General features: G+C 39.2%; 37 protein-coding genes and 2 pseudogenes. 16 read left to right on the top strand and 23 right to left on the bottom strand.

Going from position 1 to position 25,237, the window contains the following annotated elements:
- Window position 1: 1 nt before the first annotated feature.
- The 7 genes from ACFIMW_RS07615 to ACFIMW_RS07585 form a co-directional block, all read right to left on the bottom strand.
- Window positions 2-1,078 (bottom strand): major capsid protein, encoded by a 1,077-nt coding sequence (locus ACFIMW_RS07615; protein WP_375608681.1) that lies wholly within the window; start codon window positions 1,076-1,078, stop codon window positions 2-4.
- Window positions 1,079-1,090: 12 nt separating this feature from the next.
- Complete coding sequence (locus ACFIMW_RS07610) at window positions 1,091-1,459, bottom strand: head decoration protein (protein WP_375608680.1); 369 nt, start codon at window positions 1,457-1,459, stop codon at window positions 1,091-1,093.
- A gap of 259 nt (window positions 1,460-1,718) precedes the next feature.
- Window positions 1,719-2,786 carry a S49 family peptidase gene (locus ACFIMW_RS07605; RefSeq protein WP_375608679.1) on the bottom strand — a complete coding sequence of 356 codons (1,068 nt, stop codon included), beginning with the start codon at window positions 2,784-2,786 and terminating at the stop codon, window positions 1,719-1,721.
- Window positions 2,776-4,320 carry a phage portal protein gene (locus tag ACFIMW_RS07600; protein ID WP_375608678.1) on the bottom strand — a complete coding sequence of 515 codons (1,545 nt, stop codon included), beginning with the start codon at window positions 4,318-4,320 and terminating at the stop codon, window positions 2,776-2,778. The genes ACFIMW_RS07605 and ACFIMW_RS07600 overlap by 11 nt, the downstream gene beginning before the upstream one ends.
- Window positions 4,320-4,568, bottom strand: a complete 249-nt coding sequence (locus ACFIMW_RS07595; RefSeq protein ID WP_375607156.1) for a phage head-tail joining protein — start codon at window positions 4,566-4,568, stop codon at window positions 4,320-4,322. Before ACFIMW_RS07595 ends, ACFIMW_RS07600 begins: the two co-directional genes overlap by 1 nt.
- A 3-nt stretch (window positions 4,569-4,571) precedes the next feature.
- The gene (locus tag ACFIMW_RS07590; protein ID WP_375608677.1) at window positions 4,572-6,500 is read right to left on the bottom strand and encodes a phage terminase large subunit family protein; all 1,929 of its coding nucleotides are present in this window, start codon (window positions 6,498-6,500) and stop codon (window positions 4,572-4,574) included.
- Window positions 6,501-6,530: 30 nt separating this feature from the next.
- Entirely contained in the window at window positions 6,531-7,082 is a 552-nt protein-coding gene (locus ACFIMW_RS07585) for a hypothetical protein (protein ID WP_375608676.1), read from the bottom strand.
- Between the two features lie 408 nt (window positions 7,083-7,490).
- Between ACFIMW_RS07585 and ACFIMW_RS07580 the strand changes: the two genes are divergently transcribed.
- Both ACFIMW_RS07580 and ACFIMW_RS07575 read left to right on the top strand, forming a co-directional pair.
- The gene (locus tag ACFIMW_RS07580; protein ID WP_100129267.1) at window positions 7,491-7,754 is read left to right on the top strand and encodes a type II toxin-antitoxin system RelB/DinJ family antitoxin; all 264 of its coding nucleotides are present in this window, start codon (window positions 7,491-7,493) and stop codon (window positions 7,752-7,754) included.
- The gene (locus tag ACFIMW_RS07575) at window positions 7,741-8,022 is read left to right on the top strand and encodes a type II toxin-antitoxin system YafQ family toxin (RefSeq protein ID WP_375608675.1); all 282 of its coding nucleotides are present in this window, start codon (window positions 7,741-7,743) and stop codon (window positions 8,020-8,022) included. The genes ACFIMW_RS07580 and ACFIMW_RS07575 overlap by 14 nt, the downstream gene beginning before the upstream one ends.
- Window positions 8,023-8,066: 44 nt before the next feature.
- Here the strand turns inward: ACFIMW_RS07575 and ACFIMW_RS07570 are convergent, their stop codons facing one another.
- Genes ACFIMW_RS07570 through ACFIMW_RS07560 form a run of 3 tightly spaced genes read right to left on the bottom strand, consistent with a single transcriptional unit; the run spans window position 8,067 to window position 9,300 of the window.
- Window positions 8,067-8,345 carry a hypothetical protein gene (locus ACFIMW_RS07570; RefSeq protein ID WP_375608674.1) on the bottom strand — a complete coding sequence of 93 codons (279 nt, stop codon included), beginning with the start codon at window positions 8,343-8,345 and terminating at the stop codon, window positions 8,067-8,069.
- A complete protein-coding gene (locus tag ACFIMW_RS07565) occupies window positions 8,342-9,103 on the bottom strand; it encodes a phage antirepressor KilAC domain-containing protein (protein ID WP_375608673.1) in 762 nt (253 codons plus the stop codon). Before ACFIMW_RS07565 ends, ACFIMW_RS07570 begins: the two co-directional genes overlap by 4 nt.
- Window positions 9,104-9,123: 20 nt before the next feature.
- Complete coding sequence (locus ACFIMW_RS07560; protein ID WP_375608672.1) at window positions 9,124-9,300, bottom strand: Arc family DNA-binding protein; 177 nt, start codon at window positions 9,298-9,300, stop codon at window positions 9,124-9,126.
- Between the two features lie 75 nt (window positions 9,301-9,375).
- Here ACFIMW_RS07560 and ACFIMW_RS07555 point away from each other — a divergent pair, with 75 nt between their 5' ends.
- A complete protein-coding gene (locus tag ACFIMW_RS07555; RefSeq protein WP_375608671.1) occupies window positions 9,376-9,600 on the top strand; it encodes an Arc family DNA-binding protein in 225 nt (74 codons plus the stop codon).
- Window positions 9,601-9,615: 15 nt separating this feature from the next.
- On the opposite strand, the pseudogene ACFIMW_RS07550 reads toward ACFIMW_RS07555, so the two are convergent.
- The 3 genes and pseudogenes from ACFIMW_RS07550 to ACFIMW_RS07540 all read right to left on the bottom strand — a co-directional run.
- Window positions 9,616-10,080 (bottom strand): annotated as a pseudogene (locus tag ACFIMW_RS07550) (antA/AntB antirepressor family protein); the annotation flags it as partial.
- 593 nt (window positions 10,081-10,673) lie between these two features.
- The gene (locus tag ACFIMW_RS07545) at window positions 10,674-11,252 is read right to left on the bottom strand and encodes a hypothetical protein (protein WP_375608670.1); all 579 of its coding nucleotides are present in this window, start codon (window positions 11,250-11,252) and stop codon (window positions 10,674-10,676) included.
- Between the two features lie 3 nt (window positions 11,253-11,255).
- Entirely contained in the window at window positions 11,256-11,576 is a 321-nt protein-coding gene (locus tag ACFIMW_RS07540; RefSeq protein WP_375607176.1) for a hypothetical protein, read from the bottom strand.
- 345 nt (window positions 11,577-11,921) lie between these two features.
- On the opposite strand from ACFIMW_RS07540, the gene ACFIMW_RS07535 reads away from it, so the two are divergent.
- Complete coding sequence (locus ACFIMW_RS07535; protein WP_019220217.1) at window positions 11,922-12,104, top strand: type II toxin-antitoxin system HicA family toxin; 183 nt, start codon at window positions 11,922-11,924, stop codon at window positions 12,102-12,104.
- Window positions 12,105-12,124: 20 nt separating this feature from the next.
- The gene (locus ACFIMW_RS07530) at window positions 12,125-12,547 is read left to right on the top strand and encodes a type II toxin-antitoxin system HicB family antitoxin (protein ID WP_375607163.1); all 423 of its coding nucleotides are present in this window, start codon (window positions 12,125-12,127) and stop codon (window positions 12,545-12,547) included.
- A 2-nt stretch (window positions 12,548-12,549) separates the two neighbouring features.
- Here ACFIMW_RS07530 and ACFIMW_RS07525 read toward each other — a convergent pair whose 3' ends face one another.
- Together ACFIMW_RS07525 and ssb are read right to left on the bottom strand one after the other, a co-directional pair.
- The gene (locus ACFIMW_RS07525; RefSeq protein WP_375607164.1) at window positions 12,550-13,092 is read right to left on the bottom strand and encodes a hypothetical protein; all 543 of its coding nucleotides are present in this window, start codon (window positions 13,090-13,092) and stop codon (window positions 12,550-12,552) included.
- Between the two features lie 10 nt (window positions 13,093-13,102).
- A pseudogene (gene ssb / locus ACFIMW_RS07520) lies at window positions 13,103-13,548 on the bottom strand (single-stranded DNA-binding protein).
- 217 nt (window positions 13,549-13,765) lie between these two features.
- Between ssb and ACFIMW_RS07515 the strand changes: the two are divergent.
- Together ACFIMW_RS07515 and ACFIMW_RS07510 are read left to right on the top strand one after the other, a co-directional pair.
- Entirely contained in the window at window positions 13,766-14,065 is a 300-nt protein-coding gene (locus tag ACFIMW_RS07515) for a BrnT family toxin (RefSeq protein WP_375608669.1), read from the top strand.
- Complete coding sequence (locus tag ACFIMW_RS07510; RefSeq protein WP_375608668.1) at window positions 14,043-14,348, top strand: BrnA antitoxin family protein; 306 nt, start codon at window positions 14,043-14,045, stop codon at window positions 14,346-14,348. The genes ACFIMW_RS07515 and ACFIMW_RS07510 overlap by 23 nt, the downstream gene beginning before the upstream one ends.
- A gap of 46 nt (window positions 14,349-14,394) precedes the next feature.
- On the opposite strand, the gene ACFIMW_RS07505 is transcribed toward ACFIMW_RS07510, so the two are convergent.
- From ACFIMW_RS07505 to ACFIMW_RS07485, 5 genes are all read right to left on the bottom strand, one after another.
- Window positions 14,395-14,925, bottom strand: coding sequence for an antA/AntB antirepressor family protein (locus tag ACFIMW_RS07505; RefSeq protein ID WP_375608667.1), 531 nt, complete (start codon window positions 14,923-14,925; stop codon window positions 14,395-14,397).
- Window positions 14,926-15,197: 272 nt separating this feature from the next.
- Window positions 15,198-15,524: a hypothetical protein gene (locus ACFIMW_RS07500; RefSeq protein ID WP_375608666.1), complete on the bottom strand. Its 327-nt coding sequence runs from the start codon at window positions 15,522-15,524 to the stop codon at window positions 15,198-15,200.
- Window positions 15,525-15,679: 155 nt separating this feature from the next.
- Window positions 15,680-16,198, bottom strand: a complete 519-nt coding sequence (locus ACFIMW_RS07495; protein WP_375608665.1) for a hypothetical protein — start codon at window positions 16,196-16,198, stop codon at window positions 15,680-15,682.
- Window positions 16,140-17,225: a YdaU family protein gene (locus ACFIMW_RS07490; protein ID WP_375608664.1), complete on the bottom strand. Its 1,086-nt coding sequence runs from the start codon at window positions 17,223-17,225 to the stop codon at window positions 16,140-16,142. The genes ACFIMW_RS07495 and ACFIMW_RS07490 overlap by 59 nt, the downstream gene beginning before the upstream one ends.
- Window positions 17,218-17,694: a crossover junction endodeoxyribonuclease RuvC gene (locus ACFIMW_RS07485; RefSeq protein WP_375608663.1), complete on the bottom strand. Its 477-nt coding sequence runs from the start codon at window positions 17,692-17,694 to the stop codon at window positions 17,218-17,220. Before ACFIMW_RS07485 ends, ACFIMW_RS07490 begins: the two co-directional genes overlap by 8 nt.
- 29 nt (window positions 17,695-17,723) lie before the next feature.
- Here ACFIMW_RS07485 and ACFIMW_RS07480 point away from each other — a divergent pair, with 29 nt between their 5' ends.
- Window positions 17,724-18,563 (top strand): hypothetical protein, encoded by an 840-nt coding sequence (locus tag ACFIMW_RS07480; protein WP_375608662.1) that lies wholly within the window; start codon window positions 17,724-17,726, stop codon window positions 18,561-18,563.
- 1 nt (window position 18,564) lies between these two features.
- Here ACFIMW_RS07480 and ACFIMW_RS07475 read toward each other — a convergent pair whose 3' ends face one another.
- From ACFIMW_RS07475 to ACFIMW_RS07465, 3 genes are all read right to left on the bottom strand, one after another.
- Window positions 18,565-18,999, bottom strand: a complete 435-nt coding sequence (locus ACFIMW_RS07475; protein ID WP_375608661.1) for a hypothetical protein — start codon at window positions 18,997-18,999, stop codon at window positions 18,565-18,567.
- 151 nt (window positions 19,000-19,150) lie between these two features.
- The gene (locus tag ACFIMW_RS07470; protein WP_375608660.1) at window positions 19,151-19,603 is read right to left on the bottom strand and encodes a hypothetical protein; all 453 of its coding nucleotides are present in this window, start codon (window positions 19,601-19,603) and stop codon (window positions 19,151-19,153) included.
- A 12-nt stretch (window positions 19,604-19,615) separates the two neighbouring features.
- Window positions 19,616-19,891, bottom strand: a complete 276-nt coding sequence (locus ACFIMW_RS07465; RefSeq protein ID WP_375608659.1) for a helix-turn-helix domain-containing protein — start codon at window positions 19,889-19,891, stop codon at window positions 19,616-19,618.
- Window positions 19,892-19,985: 94 nt separating this feature from the next.
- Here ACFIMW_RS07465 and ACFIMW_RS07460 point away from each other — a divergent pair, with 94 nt between their 5' ends.
- The 8 genes from ACFIMW_RS07460 to ACFIMW_RS07425 all read left to right on the top strand — a co-directional run.
- A complete protein-coding gene (locus tag ACFIMW_RS07460; protein WP_375608658.1) occupies window positions 19,986-20,639 on the top strand; it encodes a LexA family protein in 654 nt (217 codons plus the stop codon).
- Window positions 20,640-20,658: 19 nt separating this feature from the next.
- Window positions 20,659-21,714: a type I restriction endonuclease gene (locus ACFIMW_RS07455; protein WP_126603683.1), complete on the top strand. Its 1,056-nt coding sequence runs from the start codon at window positions 20,659-20,661 to the stop codon at window positions 21,712-21,714.
- Between the two features lie 408 nt (window positions 21,715-22,122).
- Window positions 22,123-22,497 (top strand): hypothetical protein, encoded by a 375-nt coding sequence (locus tag ACFIMW_RS07450; RefSeq protein WP_375608657.1) that lies wholly within the window; start codon window positions 22,123-22,125, stop codon window positions 22,495-22,497.
- A gap of 60 nt (window positions 22,498-22,557) precedes the next feature.
- A complete protein-coding gene (locus ACFIMW_RS07445; protein WP_375608656.1) occupies window positions 22,558-22,938 on the top strand; it encodes an antA/AntB antirepressor family protein in 381 nt (126 codons plus the stop codon).
- A 46-nt stretch (window positions 22,939-22,984) separates the two neighbouring features.
- On the top strand, window positions 22,985-23,716 hold the full coding sequence (locus tag ACFIMW_RS07440) for a Rha family transcriptional regulator (protein WP_375608655.1): 732 nt from the start codon (window positions 22,985-22,987) through the stop codon (window positions 23,714-23,716).
- A 12-nt stretch (window positions 23,717-23,728) separates the two neighbouring features.
- Window positions 23,729-24,046, top strand: coding sequence for a hypothetical protein (locus ACFIMW_RS07435; protein ID WP_375608654.1), 318 nt, complete (start codon window positions 23,729-23,731; stop codon window positions 24,044-24,046).
- Between the two features lie 11 nt (window positions 24,047-24,057).
- On the top strand, window positions 24,058-24,441 hold the full coding sequence (locus tag ACFIMW_RS07430; RefSeq protein WP_375608653.1) for a hypothetical protein: 384 nt from the start codon (window positions 24,058-24,060) through the stop codon (window positions 24,439-24,441).
- Window positions 24,442-24,680: 239 nt separating this feature from the next.
- A partial coding sequence (locus ACFIMW_RS07425) for an ERF family protein (protein WP_375608652.1) occupies window positions 24,681-25,237 on the top strand: 557 nt, incomplete at its 3' end.

Raw genomic sequence — 25,237 nt, 5'->3', positions numbered from 1 at the left:
GTTATTTTCCTTCACTGACCGCTTTAAAGAGCATTTCAGGACGCGTGCAAATATAAAGCGGATAGCTGTATACCTCCGGCTTTACCCATGCATTACGGTCGTTATCAACGATCAACATAGTGTAGAGCGGTTTTCCAACCGTGTTGGCAAAATCCAAGCTTTCTCCAGGAGAAAAGGTTTTTTGAAACACTTCCGGTGCATTGGCAGGCAAGAATTGACATTCATCAGGCTTAATGCCTATGGCGCGCTTTGTTCCAGCCTTCGCACTCACATTATAGTTATGAATACTCCGGTAATTAATGAAAGTCACACCCGCAAAGTCAAAACTGCCAAAGCTCCCAGAGCCAATCGAACTTGGTGTTGCAACTCCTCCAGCGCTATTCAACGTTTGTGCAAGAGCTGTGTTGAGATAAGTCTCACGAATTGTTTTATGGTTTTTCAATTTGGAGAAAAATTCATTTCCACAAAGCCCAATAATGCGTGAACGATCAGTGAATGCTCCCTTTGAAGCTTCAATCATTTTCATAATGACTTGATCAACATGATCAGCAACATTGGTTGTTTCATTATTTAATTTAAAGTCAATCGGCTTTGGTGGTGCGATTTCCCATTCCTTGTACCAATCAACAATCACTGAACCATCGGCATCAAGAACCACCCCTTGAACAGCGCCAAGTTGCATGTTTTCCCATGTCAATTCGATTTCAGAAATCAGTTTCTTTTGTTTTCTGGCAATATATTTCATTGCCGTCTCGAGTTGATCTTCTGTCCCAAATTCACGCCGGTTCTGGATTTCCTCTGATTTCACCGTGTCACTTTTGGCAATCCGTGTTGTTTTGAAAAACCGAAGATTACGCCCATCTCTATCACCTTCTGCCAAAGGTGCGCCACGTTCACTGGTTTGAATCAAGGACAATGTATTGTCACGTCTTTCAATACCAACCACTGTGGTGCTTGTTTCCACTTCCTCAAAAAGATCAAGAGAACTAATAAGTCCCGGTTGAAACTCATAGTTTTCAATCGCTTTCATCATGGTGGTGGCAGAGAAAGCGTCGTGTTTAAAAAAATTCATATCCATGTGCGCATTCTCCTATCGCAATAAAATATTGTTATGGTCTTCGAGAAACTGAATGGCAGCACTTTTTTGTTCATCTGTAATGGCATCTGGCCATAGCAATTCAGAAGCTTTTACAGTGCATAAGCGTGCTGTCATTACGGCACGTTGATCGTCTTGAGAGGCATCAACAGTGGCAAAAGAAATTCCAGCAGGGATTTGGCTGCCATCTGATGCTGCTGGATTAAGGGGGGCATATTTTTCTGATGCTGTAATTTTCCCCATGACAGTTCCTGCTTCAATGAAGGCTCCTGATGCAAAAACCACTTCTTCGTTTGACATATCCGTATCGTAGGGTCCAAGATAAGCGCCATTGCGTACGTCTTCATAAATAATATTATTCATTTTATTGCCCTCCAAGCTGTTTCCCATTTTGTATGAATTTTTGCCTTGCTCGTTCCATCACTGTGAGGGGTATAAGGCGAGACTTTTAAAGACGCGCTTTGAGAGCTAGCAGCCGTCAACACACACTGGCGTGCTTTCTCAACACTCATACCGTTTTGAATAGCTTTTGCTGCGTCAAAAGAAACGCCTAAGTGCTTTGCTTGCCTTTCAAGGGTTGTTAGTGCCTTTCCACGTTTTCTTTCCTTTTCAAGAGCAGCTTTTATGCTTGCTTGTTTATCTTCATCCTCATCTTCGTCTTCGTTTTCTTCTTCATCGTCGAAGTCTTCGGCGTTTTTGTCGATGTCACTATCGTCTTCGTCCTCTTCCTCGTCATTGATGATGTCGACGATCTTTTCGTCATCCTCTTCTTGGGCGCGGTATTGTGTGCGTGCCATGTGTTTTTTCCTTCTTTTGTTGATGTTGGGTTTTGTGATATGGAATCCGTTAAGGCTTCCAAAGCTTGCGCAAGGGTGCCCTGCGCATCTGCTAATCCAAGCTCTAAAGCTTGGGTGCCTATAAAAGTTTCTGCTTTTGTGTCACGAATTGCGTCCGCACTCAGAGGTCTGTTTTTTGCAACCCAATCGACAAACATTTCGTAGAGCAGGGCGCAATCGGCTTGCATTTTTATTTGTGCTGTATCGCTCAAGGGTTCGTGAGAATTGCCATGCGTTTTGTGATCACCTTCAAAGACAAAGGTCCATTTATGCCCGTATTTCTCATCTGCACGGGATTGGTCAAGATGGGCGCAAACAACCCCAATGGAGCCTACAACACCGGTGCGTGCAATCCAGATTTGAGAAGCCGCACAAGCAATGGCATAAGCCGCCGAGCAAGCAAATTCATTGGCATGCGCCCAAATGGGTTTATTGTATTGTTTTGAAAGGGTTTGAAACTCTTCAACCAAATCAAAGATGCCACCGGCTTCTCCCCCACCACTATCAATATCAAGTAAGACGGCATGAACATCAGGCTGTGCCATGGCTTCACGAAAGGAAGCTCTTAACCCTTCATAAGAAGTCAATCCCGATAAAGCTCCAAGCCATGCACCGCGGCGTACAAGCGTGCCATGAACGGGTATTATAGCAATATTGTTTTGCACCACGTAAGTTTCAGGGGGTCTGAAAGCTGCTGTATTTTCTTGCGCAAAAGCTTTAGGGGCAAACTTTTCGCCTGCAAAAAGGCGTGGAGCAAGAGCATTAAGGATAATGTCAAGCTTTGTGGAGGCAAGCATGTGTGGAACCCCAAAAAGCCGTGATGCCAAGAACGGCATATCAAGATTATTCATCATTTTTATGTGCCTCACTACCTTGGTTACTTTCATAACTCTCAGAAGTCTCTGAATCTTCATCATCAATCGCTTGATTTTCACCAGAAGGCGCTGCCATATCCGTGTCAAAAGATAAGCCGCGCGCACGAGCGTCTGTGTGCTCTTCTTGCAGTTCGGCATGAATGCTGTCGATATCAAAGCCGCGCTCGGCAAGCGCCATGCGTCGTGTTTTCAAGCCAGCACGAATTTCTTCTTTTTCCGCCGTGATATCCTTGTTTGGATCAATCATTTCAAGCGGGGGCGCAAAGCTTTCACATTGAAGCCATGGCAAGGAATTTTCTTCCCATCCGGGTAAGTGAACGCGTCCAGAAAGTACTGCCATTTCAACAAAACGTTCCCAAACAATGCGGTTAAACTGAAAGGCAATGATATGTTCACGCCATTGTTTGACATGCCGTCTAAACTGAATGATAGAGGTTCGCACATTGGAAAAATTACCGCGCGTAACGTCTCCAGTCACAACGGCATAAGGCATATTGAGAGCCGAGCAAATTTTTGAAATATTGCGAAATTGGAAAGCCTCATAAGAACCTCCAACCTCAACAGGGTTAGAGAATGTAACCTCTTTATTCTCTCCTAAATAAAGAGAGGCACTGGGTGCAATGGCAGGTGCTTCGTATTCTTCTTCAACGTCGTTTTTATCACGATTATCGGATAATTTTGCGACGTTTGGGGAATTGTCCTTGACAAACGCCGCGAAAAGAGCCGCCGTCCTTTTTCGATCAAGTTCTGCATCATCATAGGATTCGAGTTGAAAGATCTTTGTCATACAGCGCGTTATTTTGGGAGAACCGCGCAATTGTCCGGCAATCCGGCGTTCTTTTATATGAAGAACCATTTCAGCAGGGACGCGCACGCGCTCTTGGCTCTTAAAGGCTCTGTTTGCAGGACAATCATCATAGGGATGATGTTCCCAGAAATGATAAGCAACGCGCTTACCACTGGCATCGAATTCAATTCCCATACGAATGTAATTGCCTTCAATTTCAGCAGGTCCATTATAGGTGAGATCCAGCATTTCAGTAGGATAAACTTGTAATTGAAGCGGCACACCAGAGCGCCCATAAAGGTCAACATAATGCAATCTTACAAAGCATTCGCCGGTTAAAAAGACCTCTCGTGCAATGGTTGCTTGCAGCCCATAAAAGCTGGCATCTTCGTCGTAGTCTGCTTCATCAGCCCATTGCCACCATAAGTCTAAAAGCTTTTTCTTTTCTTCTTGAAAACCTTCAATGCGAGGATAAGGTTTAATCCCATCACTGACAGCCGCAGAGACCCATTCTTCAGTCGCAGAACCGTAAAGAGCTTCATTGTCATAAAGCCATCTTGAACGGGCAACAATGGTATCACCGCATTCTTCAATCGCTTTATTGATATGTTTTTTTGCGGGATCAAAACCACCCATGCGACGGCTTTTGCTTGCCGCTTCAAAATGGGGATTGTGTTGACGAGAAATTGTAAAAAAGCCCGTAAGTTTATTGATAAAGCCAGCCATTAATAGCCTCGTGAGATATTAAAATAGAACACGCGTGAACCTTTACGCCCTTCAAGGTCCGCTATTTGCGTATTGATCATTTCAAGAGCTCTGCGCAGTTCCTCAACAGAGCGGTTGCTGACTTGCTTATCGCCGTGACGCACTGATTGCGCACCCGAATAAAGAGCCTCTTCAATTTGTTCACGCCGCCTTTTTAAACTTTCCAGTCTGTTAATTTTGCTGTTAAATGGTCCTAAAGTTTCATCCACAAATCACCTCCAATCCCCTCGCATATAAGGATTCATCACTGTTCTGGATTGTTTCCTTTGAGGTTGTGCTATCTGAGATCTTCTTGGAGAAGTGAATGAAGAAATCCCAGATGTTGGTTGCTCTACAGAACTTTCAATTTTAAGTTTTTCCAAACGCTCTTCTAAGATATCGACTTCTCGATTAAGGTTTATTCCTGCCGAAATCAGACCTTGTAAAGCAGCATAAGCATAGACCCTACAGTCCAAGGCTTCGTTTCTTGCCTTTTCACTTTTTTGCCATTCAATACGCTTGAAGCCTTTAAAATATTTGATGACTTTTCTTTCAGCGGTTAGCTGGTCAAAATATTCCAGGTCAAGGCTTTTGTGAAAGTGTGTTGCACCAGCCCCCGTTGCTTCAGGACCCGATTTTTTAAATCGTGCTGTAATGATATCTTTTGCGGCATCAACCCCAACAATATAAAGATTAATCTGTCCTTTATTGTTTCTGCTTGGTCGGCGTGGCCATACCGCACGCCATCCCGCCTGTCCTTTAATACCCCAGATGCGCCGCCCCTCACGCGGGCGTACATAATTATAAACTGCCTGTGTATGTCCACCACCGGTATCAATACAAGCCGCTGTTATCCTAATCCCTTCTTTATAGCCTGGATGTGGCCAGCGTTTTGCAAGATATTCATCCAATTGGTCCCACACTTCAAAAGAAGAGGGATCACCAAGGATCACTTGATAATCAATATGCCAACTTTCTTCACTACGCCCCCATCCCACCACTTCAAGCTCTAAACGATCATTTTGCACATCAATGCCTGCTGTCAACACGACGGCTTGTTCTGGTGCAAGGGGATACTCTTCGCGTTTTGCATAAAGGCTGTCTGGATCAACAACTTCGCCTGTTCTATCCTCCCATGGCTCTCCAAGCACTGTATTGACAAAAGGCTGTAGAAGAGCTGGATCATCTTTGGCATTTAAAAACTCTCTTGCACATTCTCCCCATGTAAGCCAAGGTGAATAGAGTGCCGAAATATGATAAGAGCGCAAATTGGGTCTGCTTGATTCACTGGTTGGGACCCAGCATGCGCCTCTTTCTTCACACATGAGATCTGTTTTTCGGTGCTCGGCATGTTCATGACCACAATGGGCACAAACAAAAACAGCTTTTTCAGGAACCCCTTTCGGCCATTTGATTTGTGACCAAACAATCGGCTGGAGTGTACCACATGCATCACAAGGCACGTTGTAATATCGCTGGTCTCCTAGTACAAAATCCTTGGCAATACGGCTTGTGTCACGGTGGGTAGGAGTGGACAATTTAAAGATCTTTCGTTGTACAAAGGTTGATGTGCGCTTTTCCGCAATCATCACTGGATCACCTTCGTTATCGACACTGAGAGGATAGGCATCCACCTCATCTAAAATCAGATAACGAATAGGCATGGAACGCAAACCAGCAGCACTGTTGGCTCCTGTAAGCATCAATGCCCCACCATCAAACTCTTTCGAAAACATGGTATTTCCGCTGTCACGTGCTCGTGCTGGGGCTATGCGTTCACTTAAAACTGGACTTGCCATAATCATGGGATCAAGCCGCGTCTTTGAAAGCTTTTTGGCTGTCTCAACGGTCGGCATGACATAAAGAGCAGGTCCTGGACTATAATGAATAGCATAACCGCAGAAGTTCAATCCTGCCTCTGACATGCTAACCTGCGCTCCTTTCATGACAATGGTTGTTTCAATCGGTTTGCGAGAGGAAAGATTATCCATGATTTCACGCAAATAGGGGGTCCGCTTTGTTCTCCACAATCCAGGTTCAGCACTTGCTACGGTGCTAAGGTATCTATTCTTGTCCGCCCATTGGGAAACCGTGTATGGTGGGGCCGGTTGTCTTGCATCATTGGCATAGGCGAAAAATTCTGTAACAGCATTCTCATCCATTATTCATTCTTTGCTCGCCCCAAAACTCTCTCATTCTGGAGGTTGAGGATCATGATAAGGAACTGGAATATGAACAGCTTCAAGCAAAGCCTTTCGCATGTAATAATCAATGGCACCGATTAGGCTTGCAGCATCACATCCAACCTGTACAGCAATGCTTGCACCAAATCGATGAGGAAAATTCAACATAGTGTCACGGTGTGCTCTTCCAAACTCACGCGCTGCTCTCTTGACTTCTTCACGATCAACGGTTGTTTCGCGTAAGCGTTCAAGAGCAATCTTCTCGCTTTCAAGGGCAACTTGCATTCGCTCCAGTTTAATCTTGTATTCATTAGCGCCCTCTGTAGAGGTTTGTTTGATCTTTGTTCGCGGTTGACCATCCGGAGCTAAAAATGGAGCAGGGCGTTTTGTTGGATTCTCATTCCAGATAGCTGTTGCAAGCGCTTCATTAACAGAACCATCTTCAAAAAGAGCCTTATCAAACTTCCCTGTCTTAAATCGAGAAACCACTGCATTAGGAGAAACACGCATCTTTTTGGCAAATGCACGAAGCGATAAACCTTTACGCGTTTTCTTATTCATAGTGGCTCCTTGCCCTGATTTTTCCCCCAATTATGAATAATTGACGATCCGGTATAATTGGGTCTATATTCCGGTATGCGAACGGATACACTTCAAGTCACATAAGGATTATTGGTTTTCAAAAAAAACTTTGAGATAAGGTGCGTCTGCACAAAAGAAGATTGGGAAGCAGTGGATTCTCCACCATTGACAGGTGAGGAGCTTGCACGTTTAAAGCCAGCTAAAGGCGTTTTACCAGCCTCTTTTTTTAAGTCTGTAACAGAAGAGCGCCGTAAACGTGGGTGAAGTCTTAAAAAAGCAAGTGGTTGTTAAGATAACCACCTCCCCACTCTAAAAATAATGCTTTACAGTTGAAATTAAACTTCAATTGTATTACATTGAAATACAGTTGAGAGAGGAGAAGTCATTATGGCTACCAGTCGCATGGTTCAAGCGCGTGTACCGGAAGAAATTCAAAATGTCGCTAATCAAGTTATTCAAGCCTCTGGTTTGTCAGTAAGTGATGTCGTGAGAGTGTTGATGACACGTATTGCGCAAGATAAAGCTATTCCTTCTTTTTTGTTTCAACCCAATGCAGAAACCATAGCGGCTTTTGCTGAGCTTGATGAAGGCAACTTAAAAAAGTTTCATTCCGTAGACGAATTATTTGATGATCTCTATGCGGACGATTGAACGTACCACCATTTTCAAACGTGATTTCAAGCGTGAAATGAAAGGACGGTATCGGCATCTTTTAGATACTGATTTGCACCAAATCATTGCAGCATTAGCAAATGATCAACCTTTAGAACCTCGATATCATGATCATGCATTGACTGGGAATTGGAGCAATTATCGAGATTGCCATATTCGACCTGACTTAGTGTTGATTTATCGCTTGATTGGTCAAGACCGATTGATTTTAGTGCGTCTAGGCTCTCATTCACAACTTGATCTTTAGATCACCTCCCCATTTTAAGAACGGGGAGAGGAGATGTGTTTTACTTAAGCAACCTTTTTAATGGGGTTCTCGAAATTTGGTTCATAAGCGCGTAACAAAGAATCCATGCTATGCGGCAGTTCTGAATCGCCAAAATCTGTTAGAACTGTTAAGATTTTAAACATACTTGGCATCTCATCTTGAAGTTTTAAAATCAAAACCTTTTCTATTAATTCCATAACTTCAACTATGGCATTACAATTTTCATCTCCAATGCTTCGATGATTGGAAAACTGAGACAATGCCATCCACAAATCGCATAAGAAGTCGACACTGCTATTCATTGCACACCTCCATGGATTTGTTCTCTTAAACAAGCTAATCCTCTAGATGTAATTTTTGTTGAAGGCAGGACCTTTTCTGTACCATCCGGTCTTTGAATTGTAATAGCGGGACAATCCATGAATCCTTTCTTTATTTTGTCCTGATAAGGTAACAGAGGCGCCCCTGGAGCCCGTCGATAGACCCAATCATGTTTACGCAAGTAATCCGTTAAATCCTTTGGTCGTACCTCCAACATCTTTGCTGCTTCGATAAGACCAAACAACCCATCAGAGCGTTTTAAACCTTCCAAAGCCTCTGCTTTTGGTTCTAATTTAGCAATGATATTGTCTTTCCGCTCGTTTTCATCTTTTAAATGCGTTAAGACACCAAGCATTACTGCTGGACTGGAGTAGTCGATCGATTGAACATAGGATTGCTTTATCTCGCCCCTACGCCATGCAACAAATAACTTAATAAGCATATAACGGACTTGAGAAGATTTTTCTGTATTCGATAATGTCGCAATCAATAACGCCTGCTCTTCGTTAAGCCAATATTCTGTTACGTTATTGCCCTTTATTACGTGCGCCACAGTGGCGCACCTCCCAAACCGTTCTATTTCTTGCATATTTCTTGTAATTAATTTTCTAACGTCACGTGTACGAACAAACCCTAATTTTTCTGCTAAGTCCACATCGCGAATACGAGGCTCGTTTTCGACTTCTCGTAATTTGATTAATTTGTCTTTATTGATAGGTAAGTATGTGCTATTATTCACTGTAATTGACCTCTTTCAGGTTAGTTAGATGTTAAAGCGTTAGAGAGAGTTTTTGCGGACTTATGCTCTAGCGCTTTTTCTTTTTTGAGAATGTTAATTATTTCAGATGAAAGAGAGCGATCATTCTCAGTCGCCCGATTAAACAACCACTCCTTTAATGTATGTGGCATATTTATTTTATATTGGATCGTTTTCATTTTACCTCCATATGCACATATTTAGTACCATAAAGGTACCTTGTGTCAAGTGTATTTTAGGTATATTTTAGGTGCATGACAAAAAAAGATCGTGTGCAATTTAAATTTCTCATTCCAATTGAACTGAAAAATCAATTGGAAGAGCTTGCTGAAGCAAATCATCGTAGCCTTACGGGTGAAATTCTTGCTCGTTTAGAAGGTTCTGTCCGCACTACCGTTACATTAAATCACCTACTGGCAATGAATTCAGAAGATCTCAAAAAGCTCCTTGAACAACCACTCGTGAATAAAAAACAATAAGATGCCACACATAGCCCCCTCAGAACGCTTTAAGCCTTCAAGTGCTTCTGCTTTTGGTGCTAATTCTGCAATAACATGGTCTTTCTGCTCAATTTGGCTTTGTAAGTGATTCAAAACACCAAGCAATGCTTCCGGTTTGGAGTAGTCAACTTGTGGTGTTGCTACTTGTTTCAAAAGCCGTTCACATTTGATAAAGTATTGACGTGCTTCATGTCCTTTATCATTACGTTCGATCATGGAAAGGTGTTTAGCCATATCTAAGGTGATATGGTATTCTTTAGAAGGACGCCCACCTGAACTTTCGCTCAAAAAAGAGCAAAAGTCATACCCTTCTTTAAATTTACAGTCTTGAATACGTCTGATAATCCAGTCTTTAAAGCTGGTTTTTACTTCTAAAAACGCATGCAAGTCACGTGCGTTTACCGTTTGAACAGTTTCTTGATCAATCGTTTGTTCCAATATTGGAATAAGAGTGTTCATGAGAACTCCTTGTAGTTAGAGGTTTTCAATTGACACTCAGTAAAGAGTGCCGGGCGCTGAAAACACGGCTACAAGTCCGTCGTTACACTTTTCCCGTGAGGGTATTGTATAGTGTAACCACACCCGACAAGGTCATTATATGCATGTAGCACATAATGAGTCAAAGTCTTTAAATACCCAGAAGATTGATTATTTCGGCAATCAATCCGCTTGTAGTTTCTAAGGTGTTTTCAGGCACCTGATTCAGGTATTCATATTGTTGCTATATTGTCAAGTGGTAAAAACTTTTTTCTAAAAAATAATCCACTATTGTACAAGGTGTATATTAGTGCACATTAAATTCGTTATTTATCAATGTGTTGTGCGTACAATGTACAGTTGATTTGAAAATTCTGTCGCTAGCGATAGTTCGCGCTCGCCTGCCCCGCAACGAAGCCAACCCGCTGGGAAGTACCTTTTTCATTGATTTTATTGATTTTTTTATGGAAAAAACAAAGCATAAGTGATAATCTGTTTTTAATATTGCAATAAGAATAGGTAATGCCTAAGCCCATAAGGATATGGAACATATAGATAAAGCGTGAGAACATGATCTATCCTTTCTTATTAGCGGCGTATTCTTGACGTTTAAGTTGTCTCTGTATGTTTTTGATTAGTCTTTCATTGGCTTCTTTTACAATAGCACTTGCAATCTCTGGCTTGGACATCACTTTAGCAATTGAAGGTCCTTCTTGTTTTGCAATGGGGAATTGATCTCCGTCATCTCTTTGAAACACATTCCCTCCCATTTTCAAATCAACGCGCTTTGGAAAACTCCCACCCTTAATAAAACCATGAGGCAAGATTTCTTTCTTTCCAAATAGTGTGTAAGCCACGCCGTGTTTTGTTTCTTTTGCTTTAAAAAATTTAAGAGGTATTGGTGTTCCAGAACCAATGATATCTGTCTCAAGAAACTTTGCTGTCGCCTTTTCTTTAATATAAACACCTTTTCTTATACCCTTTATTTGGGCTGATGAGATGTCAGCAACTTGCTTTTCAGTAAAGCGTTCAACTTGTTTTGCTGCAGTGTTTAGAGCATTACGCAAAGCCCAATTAAGGCGAGGGGCTTGAAGGCTTGTGAAGGTATCTTTTGCCTGTTGAAGATACCATTTTTGGTGGATGATTAACTTCAACTTTTAAGCCTTTTTTGGGGTAGGTGTTGATGGCTTGGAAGTTTTAGGTGTTTTGGGTTGTTCGAGTGGAATTTCCTCAGCTGCTGATTCAGTTGATGTTTGTACGGCTTCTTGTTCTATCTGCTTAATTTGTTCAACTACCTTGTCAGGTTTTATTTTTGTTTTAACATCAACAAAAGGTTTAGCAGCATTTGCACGCTTGAGACGTGCGTAGACTTGATTGGAAATCTCCACAAATGGATTATTGGGAGTTGAAGTTTCAAAACGAACAGTGCTTTTATTATCGCCAACAACACACATTGGCTTGGTGATGATTGCTTTCATCATTGCTCCTTTTGAGTCATAATTAATGACATAATTAGTCAAATATTGATTTTTATTTTGTGAAAAATTAATTAGCCAGAATTAGCAAGAAAACAGGGCTTTCTAGCCACGCTTCAAGTTAACATTTTGCTGAATTTTTGGGGATATTTTTGAATTTTAGACGCAATACAACTACTGCCATGCTGTCATTAAATACGATTTTTTACACTATGTCAACAAAAAAATCATGATCTTGTATTTTTTTTATTTTTTTACCTAAATATGGTGTTTTAAAAGATGTTCTTTATTTTCCTTCAATACAACATTTATGTTGTATTGAAACATTTTAGATGTTATATTATTATAATGAATAGTCAAGAATTGAAAAGATATCTTACAAAGCATGGTTGCAGTTTTACCTCAGGGAAGGGAGGGCATTTGCTTGTAAAGCGTGGTTCTAAAAAGTCCGTTTTACCTATGCATGGTACGCGAAAAGAATTAGGAACAGGATTAGTCCAGAAGATTCTTAAAGATCTTGACCTAAAATAAGCCTGAATATGGAGGTGTAAATGAAATATGCAATCAAATTTATCAAAGATGACAATGATACTCTTCTAGTCGTCTCTAAAGACTTTCAGGAATTTATTACCTATGGTAACGATGAAAAAGAAGCTTTGGAACAGGCTAAAAATGCACTTTTAACAGTCATTATGGGGCGTTTCCAAGATCGTGAATTTATTCCCTTTGGACATCGTGATATTGCCTATCCTTTTGTTGAAGTATCTTCATTGGTGACTTTAAAAATTGCAATACATAACGCTATGATTGAAAAAAACTTACGCAAAGCTGATCTCGTACGTCTTTTAAAACTTCATCCAATACAAATTGACCGATTGTTGGATTTAAACCACGCAACCAAATTAGATGCCTTAGAATCTACTCTCATTGCTCTTGGAAAAGAGATCTCTATTAATATTCAAAATGCTGCTTGAATTTAGCGGTTTTGTGTAAAATGCTTATGAAGCGCATTAAGAACGACACACAGTGAATTAACAAGATATGGTAACGATTGCTCTTCTACAACAATGTATTGTAGTGCGGCATAAAGATTATGCTGTCTATAAAGGCATTGTGCTTCTTTTAGCACCTCTTTCATTGCTTCATAGTAATGAGTAGTTTTTTCAATCCATTGTTTTTTTGCCTCTTCATTTAAAGATGGAGTAAAGTCATCATAAATTGCATTTGGTAAGGCTTTTGCACAGAGGTAATTATTTCTCACTTCAAGATATTTTTGTGCAGCATCATACTGATCTTGATTAATCACACCTTGCAGATAAAGCCGTCCGATATAGGTAGCGGAAAGCGGATTTTTAGCATCTTCTATGGTCAAACCAAATCGCTTGGCACGCATTTCAATTGCCAATTTATCAATCGGTTCACGCGGTATTTTTGCTCGCGAGATACGACCATTGGGTTCTCTGAGACATCCATTAATACGAGGACGTCCACGTTTTGCATGTTTTTTTCTTTTAGCCATATTTTTTCAATCAGAATGGCATGCTATCGTTAAGAGATGTGCCATGATCAGTAGCACCTGAAGCGATAGCATAATTTTGAGAAGTAATGGGTGAAGGGAATGCCGATTGCTCTTTTTTGGCATCAAGCAAATACAACTCGCCTTTGAATTGTGGTAAGATAATCTCTGTTGTGTAACGGTCATGCCCATTTTTATCTTGCCATTTGCGTGTTTGTAATTTGCCTTCTATGTAAACCTTTGAACCTTTACTGAGATACTGAAGAGCAATTTTTGCTAAATGTGGATTAAAAACCACAATGGAGTGCCATTCAGTTTTCTCTACTTTTTGATTGTTTTTTTATCTGTATAGCTTTCAGAAGTTGCTATACTAAAATTGACTATTTCAGCTCCAGAATTCATTGTTTTGCTTTCGGGATCAGCACCGAGGCGTCCGATTAACATCACTTTATTTAGCATATTTTAGTTACCTTAAATTTGTATTTAAATATGTAAAAAAATCTTAGCATAATTTTATTATTTTTTCAATTATTTCAGTTAATTAATAACAGTTTTTTAAAGAATTACTTTATAATTTTATTTGATAAATTATTCATAAAAAAGATGTGTTATATAGATACTTCAGTCTTGTATTTAAAACTCTTGATATACATACATAAATGTATTAACATAAGACATGAAAATAAGATTTGAATGGGATGAAGCTAAAGCGAAAAGTAATCTTAGAAAGCACCCTGTAAGTTTTGAAATAGCTGCACGTGTTTTTACCGACCCATTCGCTATGGTTAAACAAGACCGTATTGAAAACGGAGAATATCGTTGGCAGACTTTAGGGCTTGTGGATGGTTTTTTATTGCTACTCGTAGCGCATACTGTTTATGATGATAAAGATGGCATAGAGGTAATCCGTATTATTTTAGCACGGCGTGCTAATTTGAAAGAGAGAAAACATTATGAAGAAGAAAGTTCGTTATGAAATTGATGTAGGTAACTTATCACCTTTGACAGATAAACAAAGAGTTGAAATTAAAAAACTGGCTGTAATGCCGGATAGCACAATTGATCATAGTGATATTCCACCACTAGATGATGCATTCTGGAAAAATGCAGTGCGCAATCCATTCTATAAACCAAAGAAAACTGTCACAACAGTGCGTGTGGATTCAGACGTATTAGCATGGCTTAAGAGTCAAGGAAAAGGCTACCAGACGCGGATTAACGCCATTTTACGTGATGCTATGCTTCGTTCAATGCGTTGACCTCTCCTTCCTCTAAAAAGCAAGGAAAGAGAGTTATATTAAAAAACTAAGCAGCTTTAACAGATTTTTCTAAAACCTGTTTTGCTTCTTCAATGAGTGTTTTATACTGCTTGCTTTCTTCTATCAACGTAAAGGCTTTAACAAGATGCATGTGGAGAGGACCATAAATATAAACAGCCTTTTTAGTTGGAGACATTTTATCCCAATCTTTTGGAAAATCAAAGCGTGTATCACGGTCACAATCAACAGATTGGTTTCTTAGTTTCTTTTCACATTCAATAAAATAACGGCGTGCTTGACGTCCTTTCTCATTGCGTTCAACCATGGAAAGCTCTTTTGCCATGTCTAGAGTGAGGTGATATTCTGTACTTGGACGACCACCTTGGAGGTTTTCGCCAAAATTGGCGAAAACTATATAATCCTGATTTTTTAGAAAACTGTATTTGTTAATACGATCTTTAATCCAATTAGAAAAGTCTCGTTTTACTTCCAAAAACACATGTAATTCACGTGCATTAACGGTTTGAATAATTTCTTGTCCAACAGCTTGTTCTGATATTTTAATTAGAGTGTTCATTATGAACTCCTAGTTGTTAAGGTTTTCTATTGACATCCAAAGAGAATGCCGGGCGCTAGAAAACACGGCAACTAGCCCGTCGTTATGCTTTTCCCAAAAAGGGTATTTTATGGCATAACCACACCCGACAAAATTATTATATGCGTGTAGCACACAATGAGTCAAAGCTTTTAAATTGCGGAAGATCAGTTATTTCGGCAACCAATCCGCTAGTTGTTTTAAGGTGTTTTCTAGGCACCTGATTCGACAATAGACATAATGTTGCCATATTGTCAAGCAACTTCCGATAACTTTTTAATCTCTCTATTGATCTCGTCTATAAGAGGTTCGTAATTGAGAACGCTTTTCGGAATATTCCCACCGTAAACCCATGCTTTTACTTGCGCTTTGGTACTGAAATCCGCATTCTTAGGTGTTTTGTAATACTGACCACCATCAAACTTTTCACACTCTCTTGTACCGTCTTCATATTCATAGAGGTTGTAAAAATACTCTGCTGCTCCATCTCCCCAAGGAACATAACCAACAGCTGTTGCAACAAACTCTTTTTGCATTGGTTGTTTACGCTTTTTTAAGAACAGGTCTTTTAATATTTTCATGTTTTTAGTCCATAATTTTACCAATAGGTTAATTTACCTCAAATTTGACCGTACAGAGCGTTTTATATTACAGATGTGTTTTCATCATAAAATCTTTAAATCGCTTTTTACGGTACCTTTTTGTCGATTTAAATGCATGTCTAATCGTAAAATGATCAGCACTTTTCACTAGTTTGCTGTGGACCAAAGCGTTTCATTATCCCACCAATGCCATTTAAAGTTTCTTCAAGCTCTTGCTTGTGAACAAGCGTTATAGGCGTTGAATGCTCTTTCTCTGCTTGTTCTTTCAACTCCTTTTCACGGAATCTCAAAACAGCATTGCGTACAAAATTGGCTTTTCTCAAAAGATCGTTTTCTAAATCTCGACACAACCTGACAAGTTCTCGTGTGCTCGGAAAAAACGTATCGGATAAACAATTTATTTCATCACATAAAATCCGTTTGACCACTGTCATCAATGACCATGCAGAGACATTTTCCAAAACCATTCCATAGGTCAACGCCATTCCCTCATGGTCTGATTGTTGTGCTATTTTCAAACCACACGACAGCATGCGAATAGCTTTTGCTATATCCTCTTTACCTGCTTTCACGGCGAAGAGCTCTTGCAATTGATCACCAGCCTCTAAAGCAATCGATTCCTGCTGTTTCGTTAATTGGCTGCCATCCTTCAAAACAAACGGACCGCTCGGAGGTATCATCGCATGAATGTGTTTCAAAATACCCTCGATTTCCGATATCAAGGAGACTGTCTGCGATACGCTCCCCAATGCTTTTTTGCTTTTGAGTGTAATTTCCATTGTTTCCACCATTGTTGTTCGTGTTTTTTGTTTTTTCTAAATCATCAACAGCCTTGCGTACCCAGTTACGCCATGTTGCTTGCCAATCGATTTTGGTTGCATTTGCTCCGGCTTTTGAACGCCAGTAATCTCGAAACTTTGCAATTTCGACTTTCACACGCTCTGAAGGCAAACCCGCTTCAATTGCAAAATCGTAATCGGGTTCGAAATCATCCGGTAATCGACAGCCCCGATTAGCTTTTGACCGCTTAGCTTTTTTCGGAACGCTTGTCTGCTCGTGAATGGGAGATTGGTTATCTGCTATCGTTTCGTTTTGCTCTGATGTGGTCTCAACAGCAGCAACCTCGATTGGCTCTTGAACCAAATCAGTGATTTCTAAATCTTCAAAATCAATTTCTTTTTTTGATAAAACGATAGTTTTATTTTTTTTATATATATTATTCTTATTCTGGTTCTTTATAGCTAGATTTTGCTTGTCGTTTGCTTCAGCAAAAAAAACGTTTTGCTTATCATTTGCTTCAGCAAAATTATTAATATGTTGTTTTATATTATTTTTTGCTTTTGCACCTTTTTTACCAGCCTCACTACGAACTTGCGATATGTGCTCTTTTTTATCAGCAAAATCGTTCAGCTCTTCTTCAACGCGTGTATTCCACAATCCATTATCTGTCTCAACAAGTTTATCATTCCTCATTAAGTATTCGACAAGAGTTGCAAATTTTTTCTGCGAACAATTGCAAGCACGTGCAAGCGTTTCAAAATCTTCTTTAATTGGTGCTTTTTTATCGTACATGCGAACGAGAAGCGTCATATAAGCGCCCCTTTGCTCTAACGTCATTCCATCTGTACCACTTATCCAGTCATACAAATGGAATCTTATCCATGGCATACCATTAGACATGCGCATCCCCTTCTTTCATTAAATATAAAATTGCCAAAGCATCTGCTTCGTTGTCGTCACAAGGCGCGTGACCTTTTGCACGCATTGCCTTAATCATTTCTGCTTTTGAGGCATTTCCTTTGCCTGTCATTGCTTTCTTAATGGTACCAACGGGAATGCCTTCATACGGTATCTGATGATGTTCACACCACGCCGTTAATGTTGCTAGAAAGCCCCCATAAACATGAGAAGCGTCTGTACCCACATGCCGGCGGACCTCTTCAAAATACACTGCATCAATTTCATCAACAGACCTCTTTAGTTCAGTAAGCCATTTCTTAAAGCGCAAGTAACGCATGCCACCGCCTTCAAAACGGCGTGATTGAAAATGTTCTGTATCACTTGTGATAAAACCATCTGCTTCACGAAGCGCCCAGCCAGTCTTAGTGCCTAGATCAAGACAGAGAATGGTTTGTGCATTAGTGATCATAATCCCCCCTTAAGGCTCTACGTATTTATATGTGTGCTATGACAGAACGTGTTGTGATTGCCTGTCTTGCAAAAATGTTTGTGAAAAAGTATCCTGCCAAAGATTCTAAAAAAGTGGGGTGGGGAAAGATGCAAGAATGGATAAAGATATTTCTTACGGGTTTCCTGTCATTTATCGGATCACTTTCAGTAGCGCTTATTTTAAGATGCAAAGACCGTAAAGAAGCCGCAAAAAAACGAGCACAAGATAAGAAATGGGTAATCAAGAAATTTGCAGAAAGCGAAAAACAAACTGCAGCTCTTGAAGAGCAAGCAAAATCAACAAAAGATATTGCAAAATGGTCAGAAGAACATATTAAAATTTTGTTAGATAACAAAAGAGTACAGGATTTAGGACCGCCACTTTCCATATATGCAACTGGACCGCATCTTCCAACAAAGGACAAGTGGACGCTTCTTTTCTTAAAGGTAGAAAATAATGCACAAACTGTCGTCCATATTTTAAATATAAAGCTAAAAGATAGTTCTCGCTTTATTCTTGGATATGGCATCATATACAAACCTAGGCAAAAAACTTGGCAAATACAATCACCATATGTTAATCCTGACGCGGTTGCAGAATCGCGAGTATTCCCTGGCTTCTGTGATAAAGCAAAGAATTTTCGAACGGGACCAGAAATCGATGTTAATATTTCTGTAGCTCCCTCAGAAGGCAAACCTTCAAAAATCCTTATTTTTGTAGCAGCACGTGAAGAAGATATAAAAGACCAAGTTACTTTAATCATTACCCATACATCCCCACTGCAACCAGAAACAAAAATGACTGTAACAACACAAACCGACCTCATAGACTTTAAAAAAGTGGATTAACTCAATTCAGACGCACACTACACGCATCATTTATTAATTTGATTTCTTCTTCTCTTTTTTTGATGAGGTCATCCCTTAAGAAGCCAAGATTACTTTCGACTAAAGCTGTAAACAAAAGTAGCTCATTTAGGCGATGAAAAGATGACAAATCTTGAGAAAAATAATTATCAAACCAAGTTGTAAAAGCTTGCGTAAAGGCAGATGAAAACCATTGATTAAAATCATCGTATGGCAATAACGGAAAATAATTTTTATCATCACGCGCAAAAATATTTTGCAGTATATAGACAAGATAACCTGTTGATGAGGGATCTATGCAACTTTCACATGTCTGATTAGGCGAGCGAACACCATAATATATATCTTCACGTCCAATCTTATTAACAAGATTAATCAACTTGACCTTACTTATAGTGATATGTGGGACATCTATCATCTCTGATCTTTCTTCTTTAAGAGTGTGAAGGGTGCTGTTGTGACAGAGCGCGTTGTGATTGCCTGTCTTGCAAAAATGTTTGTGAAAAAGGAACCTCGCAATGATTCATTGTTAATTAAACAATCTTGATTTTTGGCTCAAATGACGCAAGTTAAAAAACTTCTCCTGCAAAAGTAAAATCGATCAATCTTGGTTCTTCTTTTTTGTTAATTAAGCAAATGATTTTATTATTTAATTTATTAATTAGCTCCATTTGTGAAGCCAACTTTAATCTTTGTTCATACAGTGTCTTATTTTTTTGCTTAATTAAAGAGAATAGGTTTTCAAGTACTACTTGCTGTTGTTCAATTAACTTATCTCGCTCTGCAAGAGTGGCTTCATGCCATCTCATCCAACTATCAAATTTTAACTTATGCCATTCTTCTCGTTTTTTAAGAATTGTTGTGTGAGTTTCGTGTCGTTTCACAAGATCTTCTATGCTACAATCACGATCCGGTATCCGTACAAATTCTTTCACAAATTTATCTCCATTCTTCATTTTCGTATTACAACCTATTAATCTACAAAACTGGGTGTAGATCTTCTTCAATATTCCGTTTCTCATGATCTTTCTTCTTTAAGCCTGTGAATTATGCTGTGGGTGTTTGTTGTTGTCTGTAGTAAGTGGCACGCCTACCTCTTCAAGAGAGGGGCGTGGGTATAAATCGACATACCAGTCAACGGGACGAACAATACCATTGGTTGTCTTTTCAATCTTTAAGACAATTTTAGGCTCAGGAAACCGCAAGCCGCGTAAATACCTGTTAATTGTACTCTGTGCTACGCCAACTTGCTTCCCAAATTCGGCTTGAGATAGTTTATTTCGTGTGAGATATGATTTCAATTTTTCCATAATTCAAATAAATACCATAAGGGACTGTTTTAGTCAATAAAAAATACCTTTATGGACTTTGTTAAATAAGCAGTCTTGGTGTAAGGTTTAGAGCATGCATATAATTAAAAAATTGAGGAAAGATTTGGGACTCACACAGGTGAAATTGGCTGAAAAAGCTGGTACCACGCAACCTCAAATAAAACGGCTTGAAAAAGGTGAGCGAAAATTAACCAAAGAGTGGGCGGAAAAGTTAGCACCACATCTTGGTGTAAAGCCGTTTAATCTTCTTTTCCCAGAAAACGAGGAAATACATCCCATATCTAATACTATTGGAATGATACCGGTGATAGGAAAAGTTGCTGCTAGCTCGTGGATGTCGGTCGAAGATATGGATTTTGGATTTGATGACATAGAATATGTACCCAGCACCTCGAAATACCCAGCTCACTTTCAATTTGCTTTAAAAATCCAGGGCAATTGCCTTAACAAAATTGCTCGTGATGGTGATCAACTTATTTGCGTAGACATAATAAAAGCCGGCATTAATGTGGAACCTAACGATCTCGTGATAGTTGAACGCAGCCGATTCAATGGTCAAATGATTGAGCGTACAGCTAAACGTACACGTCAAACTATTAGTGGATTTGAACTATGGCCTGAAAGTACTGAACCCAATCATCAAGAACCTATCAAAATAAATGGGGCAACTGATGGAGAGGAGATTCGTGTAGTTGGGAAAGTTCTTTGGATTTTAAGAAAACCCTGAAAACAAAGGAGAAGCGGGAATGGGGACAGTAGACGAGAGCTTAAAAATAATAGCTGATAAAGTCAAAAATCATTCAGATACTATGTTAACTGAAGAAGCGGTCAAAACAGCGGTCGTTTTACCGTTTCTGCGCGCACTTGGGTATGATATTTTCGATCCACTTGAAGTCATTCCCGAGTTTACTGCTGATGCCGTTGGTAAAAAAGGTGAAAAAGTTGACTATGCTATCCGTATAGACGGTGAGATACGTATTCTTTTTGAGTGCAAACCGATATCTTGCGAATTGAGTTCAAAGCATTTAAGTCAATTATATCGATACTTTAGTGTAACGAATGCTAAATTCGCGATTTTGACAAATGGTCGATTTTTTCATTTTTACACAGATCTTGATGCTGCAAACAAGCTCGATAATAGGCCATTCCTTACTTTTGATGTAATAGAATACAATACTGTGGTACTTACAGAGCTTAAAAAGTTTGAACGCTCAGCATTTAATATTGAAAATATATTGGTGACAGCCGAGCAGCTCAAATATGTATCTGGAATAAAACAAAACATCCAAAAAGAAATAGAAAATCCGTCCGAAGGTTTTGTTCGTGTTGCTTGTGCGGATGTTTATGAAGGGCGCCTGACTGCTAATGTCTTAGAAATGCTCACAGGTGTTACTAAAAATGCGTTTCGCGAAGTAATATCTGATGCGGTAAAAAGTCGGCTTTCTAGCGCTTTACAAACAACAACTGAAACCGACAAGCAAGATAATATTGCTACATCTATTGGTAATGAACATGCCATAATAACGACCGAAGAGGAAGTTGAAGGCTTCATGATTGTCAAGGCAATTGCGCGTGAAGTTATTTCTGCCGACCGTATTGTTATCAGAGATGCAAAGTCGTACTGCGCCATTTTAATTGACAATAATAACAGAAAGCCGTTGGTTCGACTGCACTTTAACAGAAAACGTAAGCAACTAGCCCTTTTCGATACTGATATTGATGAAAAAGTCGGTATTGAAACGCTAGATAATATTTATGATTTTGCAGACAGAATAAGAGAAACAGCAAAAAAATATTTATAAGATATTCTAACAACCTATGTATGCCCCGCTGAAGCGGGGTTTTTTTGTTCGTCCGCAGTTTTTATAAAAAACTACGGCGTTATCCACCCATCGATTGGCTCTGTCTGCACACTGCCTCAATTTTTCCTGCATATAAATTTCAAATACAGCTAACTGATTTATTTTTTTACGGGATACTAGGAAGTATCATGCCTCTACACTGAACGCTACAATACCCAAACCGATTCGTAATAAATATTAAAGTTCATTTATAAAAAAACCATTTTAGTATAAAATGACTTGACTATAATAATCCTTTACGGTATACTCCTCTATAACAACATATCACGAAGAAGCAAAAGCCGATCTGGTGTAGATTAAATTACATTGACACAAACAATCGCCAAGAGGCGTTAGGGAGGAAAAATTATGGATAAGCCAATTCTTATTAATTCCAATGAAATTTTATTAGTTTCCTACGATGATAATCAAAACATTGCAGAGTCTGGACCACTTGATGCAAGCCAAATTCTAAGCATTGTTGCTGAGGTAGATGATGCAATCCAAATCTTTCGTATAAATCCTTCTGAGAATAATTGTGAAGATATCTCTGAAGAGATTGCAGACGCATATGTAGAAGCAAATATTGAACATCTCCATGAGGATAGTGAGGTTCATTACTTTGTACGCGAAAGTGATGTTTACAATAGACTTTTAGACGAGATCGCAGACGAAAAATATAATGATGAGGTCTACGGGACCTATGAAGAGCAAAATAAATTACGTCTTTGTGATGTGATTTAAATCTTCTAAAGGGCGCATTTAAAAAGCGCCCCCTTTAATCCCACCAATATGAGGTCTGTAATGGAAAAGCTTCTTGCTACTCAATACAATATTATTCAGCATCAAAAGGTTCAAACTATTAGCGCTCGTGATTTATATACCTTTTTAGAGGTAAAAACCGAGTTTAGAAAGTGGATAACAAACTGTATTAAAGAACTTAGCTTTAGAGAAGATGTAGACTTTGTACTTTCTACTAAAGAATTATCAAACTCCTCACGTGGAAATCCTTTTAAAGATTATGCTCTCACTTTAGACACAGCAAAACACATTGCCATTTGTGAACCTGGTCTCAAAGGTAAACAAGTGCGTGAATATTTTCTGAAATGCGAAAAAAAAGCAAATTCAAAAATTGATTATTCAAATCCTGAAACATTAGAAGATTTCTTAAAACATCTAAGGTAGCAAATTAAGCACAATGAAAATGTTGTCACGATGAATGGAGTAAAGCATGCATAATTTTATCACAACATCTGAAAGCAATTTTCAAAACACAACAGTTCAAACGATGTCTAGTCGTGAAATTGCAGAGTTATGCGGTAAAAGACATGACCATGTTATGCGTGATATCAAGAAAATGCTTGAAGAACTTAACGCCCCCAAATTTGGGGGGGGTGATTTTAGTGGTTATTATCTTGATGGCAAAGGTGAAAGCCGCCCTTGTTATAACCTCCCCAAACGTGAATGCTTAATTCTCGTATCTGGTTACAGCACTGCCTTACGAGCAAAAATAATTGATCGTTGGCAAGAGTTGGAAAAGCAAGCTGTAACACCACAAATCGACTATTCAAGTCCAAAGGCTATGATTGGCTTTTTGAATTACCTACAAGGTCAAATAGATCAAAAAGACACCATCATTGAAGATTTAACACCAAAAGCCATGGCTCTTGAAAGTTTGCAACGTCACAACGGGCTTTTTGGTCTTACAGAAGCCGCTAAAATACTCGAGATGCAACCAAAACAATTCATTCAATTCTTACAGCAAAAAGGTTGGGTTTACAGACGTGCAGCAGGTGGAAATTTGCTTCCTTATCAAGACAAAATTCAAAAGAAACTTATGGATTGTCCAACTATCACACTTCAAACCGCAAGTGGAATAGAAAAGGTCATTCCTTGCGCAAAAATCACCACAAAAGGTATGGGGCTGCTGTCTCAAGAGCTTAAAAGACAAAGCATGCATTAAGAGGAGGTTATTATGATAAAAAAGAAATATGAACTGACTGATGAGACAATTAAAGTTGGTAAAATAATACTTCACCGTATCCGCGCATTAAAGAATTTCGGAGATATTAAAAAAGGTGATCTTGGTGGCTTTGTAGAGACTGAAAGAAATCTTAGCCATGATGAAAATTGTTGGGTTGGTGATGAGGCGTGGGTTTATGAAAATGCATATGTCTATGAAAACGCCAAGGTTTATGAAGATGCCGAAGTTTATAATAAAGCAAAAGTTGGCGGTAATGCCATAGTAGCCGGCAAAACAGCATTTTATGGAAGTGACGCTACCTTAAGATAGGAACGAAAATCATGGAAAAGAAATACGAACTTACTGATGAAACCACCGATATTGTAAGTTGCCATACATTGTACCGCATTCGTGCTTTAAGAGATTTTGATGATGTTAAGGCTGGCGACCTTGGGGGCTTTATAGAAAATGAAAGCAATCTCTCTCATGATGGCAATTGCTGGGTCTATGATAATGCTTGTGTTACTTGGGGTTCAAAAATTTATGACAATGCAAAAATTTGTAATAACGCTCGAGTATATGGTGGTGGTCGCATTTTTGAAAACGCACAGATTTACGGAAATGCAATTGTTTATCCCAATGCAAGAGTTTATGGCGACGCAAAAATTTACGGAGATTCAGAGATCTGCGGAGAAAGCCGTATCACAACAAACGAGAAAAAATAAATCATGTATAAATATGAAATTAAACCTACCTTGTGTGCACAGTTAGTTGTGAGAAATACTCACAATCTAGGTGAACTTTGTATCACTATCTCTGGGTATAAAGACGAGCCTTATGTAGATACCATAATTTCTGAAGACATCATACAGCCTATAAAATCCAAACTCTAACAACCAAACCAACTTTTAACACATGCGTGATTCACGCCACGGGGGAATTGCGCGCGATGGAGGAAAGAAAAATGAATGAACAAAACACTAACTTAACAGAAGTAAACAAAACAAACGATTGTGAAGTTAAACCTACAGCTATGGAACTTATTTTAGAAAGAGCTCTAGAAAATGATGTTGATCTGGACCGTCTCAAGAGCCTTCTCGAATTGCGAGAAAAGGAGATAGAACGACAAGAGCGCCAAAACTTTGTCCGTGATCTTTCTGCTATGCAAATGGAATACAAAGATATCGAACAAAACGCCATTAATACACATACTAAAAGCCTCTATACAACGCTTGATAAATATATTGATGCTATTAAAGAACCTCTTTCAAAACATCACTTTGCCTTGTTCTCTCGTATCAAAGACCAGAGTTCAAATGACATAACTGTAGAAATGACTTTAAAGCATATATCGGGCAATGAAATATCAACACAAGGAACATTTCCCATTGATGCTACAGGAAGCAAAAATAACACACAAGCGGTTGGTTCTACTATAAGCTACGCACGTAGATATCTCTTAGGCATGCTTCTTAATGTTGCAAGAAAAGAAGACGATACAGATGGAATAACACTTCTTGC

Source organism: Bartonella sp. AC329YNZD (genome assembly GCF_042196685.1).
In the GTDB taxonomy this organism is placed as follows: Bacteria; Pseudomonadota; Alphaproteobacteria; order Rhizobiales; family Rhizobiaceae; genus Bartonella.
The sequence above is the reverse complement of the archived record's forward strand: the minus strand, read 5'-3'. Positions and strand labels throughout refer to the sequence as shown.

Excerpts from the sequence above, each read along its gene's own strand:
- ACFIMW_RS07615 (WP_375608681.1), bottom strand. The coding sequence starts at position 1,078 with ATGGATATGAATTTTTTTAAACACGACGCTTTCTCTGCCACCACCATG.
- ACFIMW_RS07610 (WP_375608680.1), bottom strand. The coding sequence starts at position 1,459 with ATGAATAATATTATTTATGAAGACGTACGCAATGGCGCTTATCTTGGA.
- ACFIMW_RS07605 (WP_375608679.1), bottom strand. The coding sequence starts at position 2,786 with ATGATGAATAATCTTGATATGCCGTTCTTGGCATCACGGCTTTTTGGG.
- ACFIMW_RS07600 (WP_375608678.1), bottom strand. The coding sequence starts at position 4,320 with ATGGCTGGCTTTATCAATAAACTTACGGGCTTTTTTACAATTTCTCGT.
- ACFIMW_RS07590 (WP_375608677.1), bottom strand. The coding sequence starts at position 6,500 with ATGGATGAGAATGCTGTTACAGAATTTTTCGCCTATGCCAATGATGCA.
- ACFIMW_RS07585 (WP_375608676.1), bottom strand. The coding sequence starts at position 7,082 with ATGAATAAGAAAACGCGTAAAGGTTTATCGCTTCGTGCATTTGCCAAA.
- ACFIMW_RS07580 (WP_100129267.1), top strand. The coding sequence starts at position 7,491 with ATGGCTACCAGTCGCATGGTTCAAGCGCGTGTACCGGAAGAAATTCAA.
- ACFIMW_RS07575 (WP_375608675.1), top strand. The coding sequence starts at position 7,741 with ATGCGGACGATTGAACGTACCACCATTTTCAAACGTGATTTCAAGCGT.
- ACFIMW_RS07570 (WP_375608674.1), bottom strand. The coding sequence starts at position 8,345 with ATGAATAGCAGTGTCGACTTCTTATGCGATTTGTGGATGGCATTGTCT.
- ACFIMW_RS07560 (WP_375608672.1), bottom strand. The coding sequence starts at position 9,300 with ATGAAAACGATCCAATATAAAATAAATATGCCACATACATTAAAGGAG.
- ACFIMW_RS07555 (WP_375608671.1), top strand. The coding sequence starts at position 9,376 with ATGACAAAAAAAGATCGTGTGCAATTTAAATTTCTCATTCCAATTGAA.
- ACFIMW_RS07540 (WP_375607176.1), bottom strand. The coding sequence starts at position 11,576 with ATGAAAGCAATCATCACCAAGCCAATGTGTGTTGTTGGCGATAATAAA.
- ACFIMW_RS07535 (WP_019220217.1), top strand. The coding sequence starts at position 11,922 with ATGAATAGTCAAGAATTGAAAAGATATCTTACAAAGCATGGTTGCAGT.
- ACFIMW_RS07530 (WP_375607163.1), top strand. The coding sequence starts at position 12,125 with ATGAAATATGCAATCAAATTTATCAAAGATGACAATGATACTCTTCTA.
- ACFIMW_RS07525 (WP_375607164.1), bottom strand. The coding sequence starts at position 13,092 with ATGGCTAAAAGAAAAAAACATGCAAAACGTGGACGTCCTCGTATTAAT.
- ACFIMW_RS07515 (WP_375608669.1), top strand. The coding sequence starts at position 13,766 with ATGAAAATAAGATTTGAATGGGATGAAGCTAAAGCGAAAAGTAATCTT.
- ACFIMW_RS07510 (WP_375608668.1), top strand. The coding sequence starts at position 14,043 with ATGAAGAAGAAAGTTCGTTATGAAATTGATGTAGGTAACTTATCACCT.
- ACFIMW_RS07505 (WP_375608667.1), bottom strand. The coding sequence starts at position 14,925 with ATGAACACTCTAATTAAAATATCAGAACAAGCTGTTGGACAAGAAATT.
- ACFIMW_RS07500 (WP_375608666.1), bottom strand. The coding sequence starts at position 15,524 with ATGAAAATATTAAAAGACCTGTTCTTAAAAAAGCGTAAACAACCAATG.
- ACFIMW_RS07490 (WP_375608664.1), bottom strand. The coding sequence starts at position 17,225 with ATGTCTAATGGTATGCCATGGATAAGATTCCATTTGTATGACTGGATA.
- ACFIMW_RS07485 (WP_375608663.1), bottom strand. The coding sequence starts at position 17,694 with ATGATCACTAATGCACAAACCATTCTCTGTCTTGATCTAGGCACTAAG.
- ACFIMW_RS07480 (WP_375608662.1), top strand. The coding sequence starts at position 17,724 with ATGTGTGCTATGACAGAACGTGTTGTGATTGCCTGTCTTGCAAAAATG.
- ACFIMW_RS07475 (WP_375608661.1), bottom strand. The coding sequence starts at position 18,999 with ATGATAGATGTCCCACATATCACTATAAGTAAGGTCAAGTTGATTAAT.
- ACFIMW_RS07470 (WP_375608660.1), bottom strand. The coding sequence starts at position 19,603 with ATGAGAAACGGAATATTGAAGAAGATCTACACCCAGTTTTGTAGATTA.
- ACFIMW_RS07465 (WP_375608659.1), bottom strand. The coding sequence starts at position 19,891 with ATGGAAAAATTGAAATCATATCTCACACGAAATAAACTATCTCAAGCC.
- ACFIMW_RS07460 (WP_375608658.1), top strand. The coding sequence starts at position 19,986 with ATGCATATAATTAAAAAATTGAGGAAAGATTTGGGACTCACACAGGTG.
- ACFIMW_RS07455 (WP_126603683.1), top strand. The coding sequence starts at position 20,659 with ATGGGGACAGTAGACGAGAGCTTAAAAATAATAGCTGATAAAGTCAAA.
- ACFIMW_RS07450 (WP_375608657.1), top strand. The coding sequence starts at position 22,123 with ATGGATAAGCCAATTCTTATTAATTCCAATGAAATTTTATTAGTTTCC.
- ACFIMW_RS07445 (WP_375608656.1), top strand. The coding sequence starts at position 22,558 with ATGGAAAAGCTTCTTGCTACTCAATACAATATTATTCAGCATCAAAAG.
- ACFIMW_RS07440 (WP_375608655.1), top strand. The coding sequence starts at position 22,985 with ATGCATAATTTTATCACAACATCTGAAAGCAATTTTCAAAACACAACA.
- ACFIMW_RS07435 (WP_375608654.1), top strand. The coding sequence starts at position 23,729 with ATGATAAAAAAGAAATATGAACTGACTGATGAGACAATTAAAGTTGGT.
- ACFIMW_RS07430 (WP_375608653.1), top strand. The coding sequence starts at position 24,058 with ATGGAAAAGAAATACGAACTTACTGATGAAACCACCGATATTGTAAGT.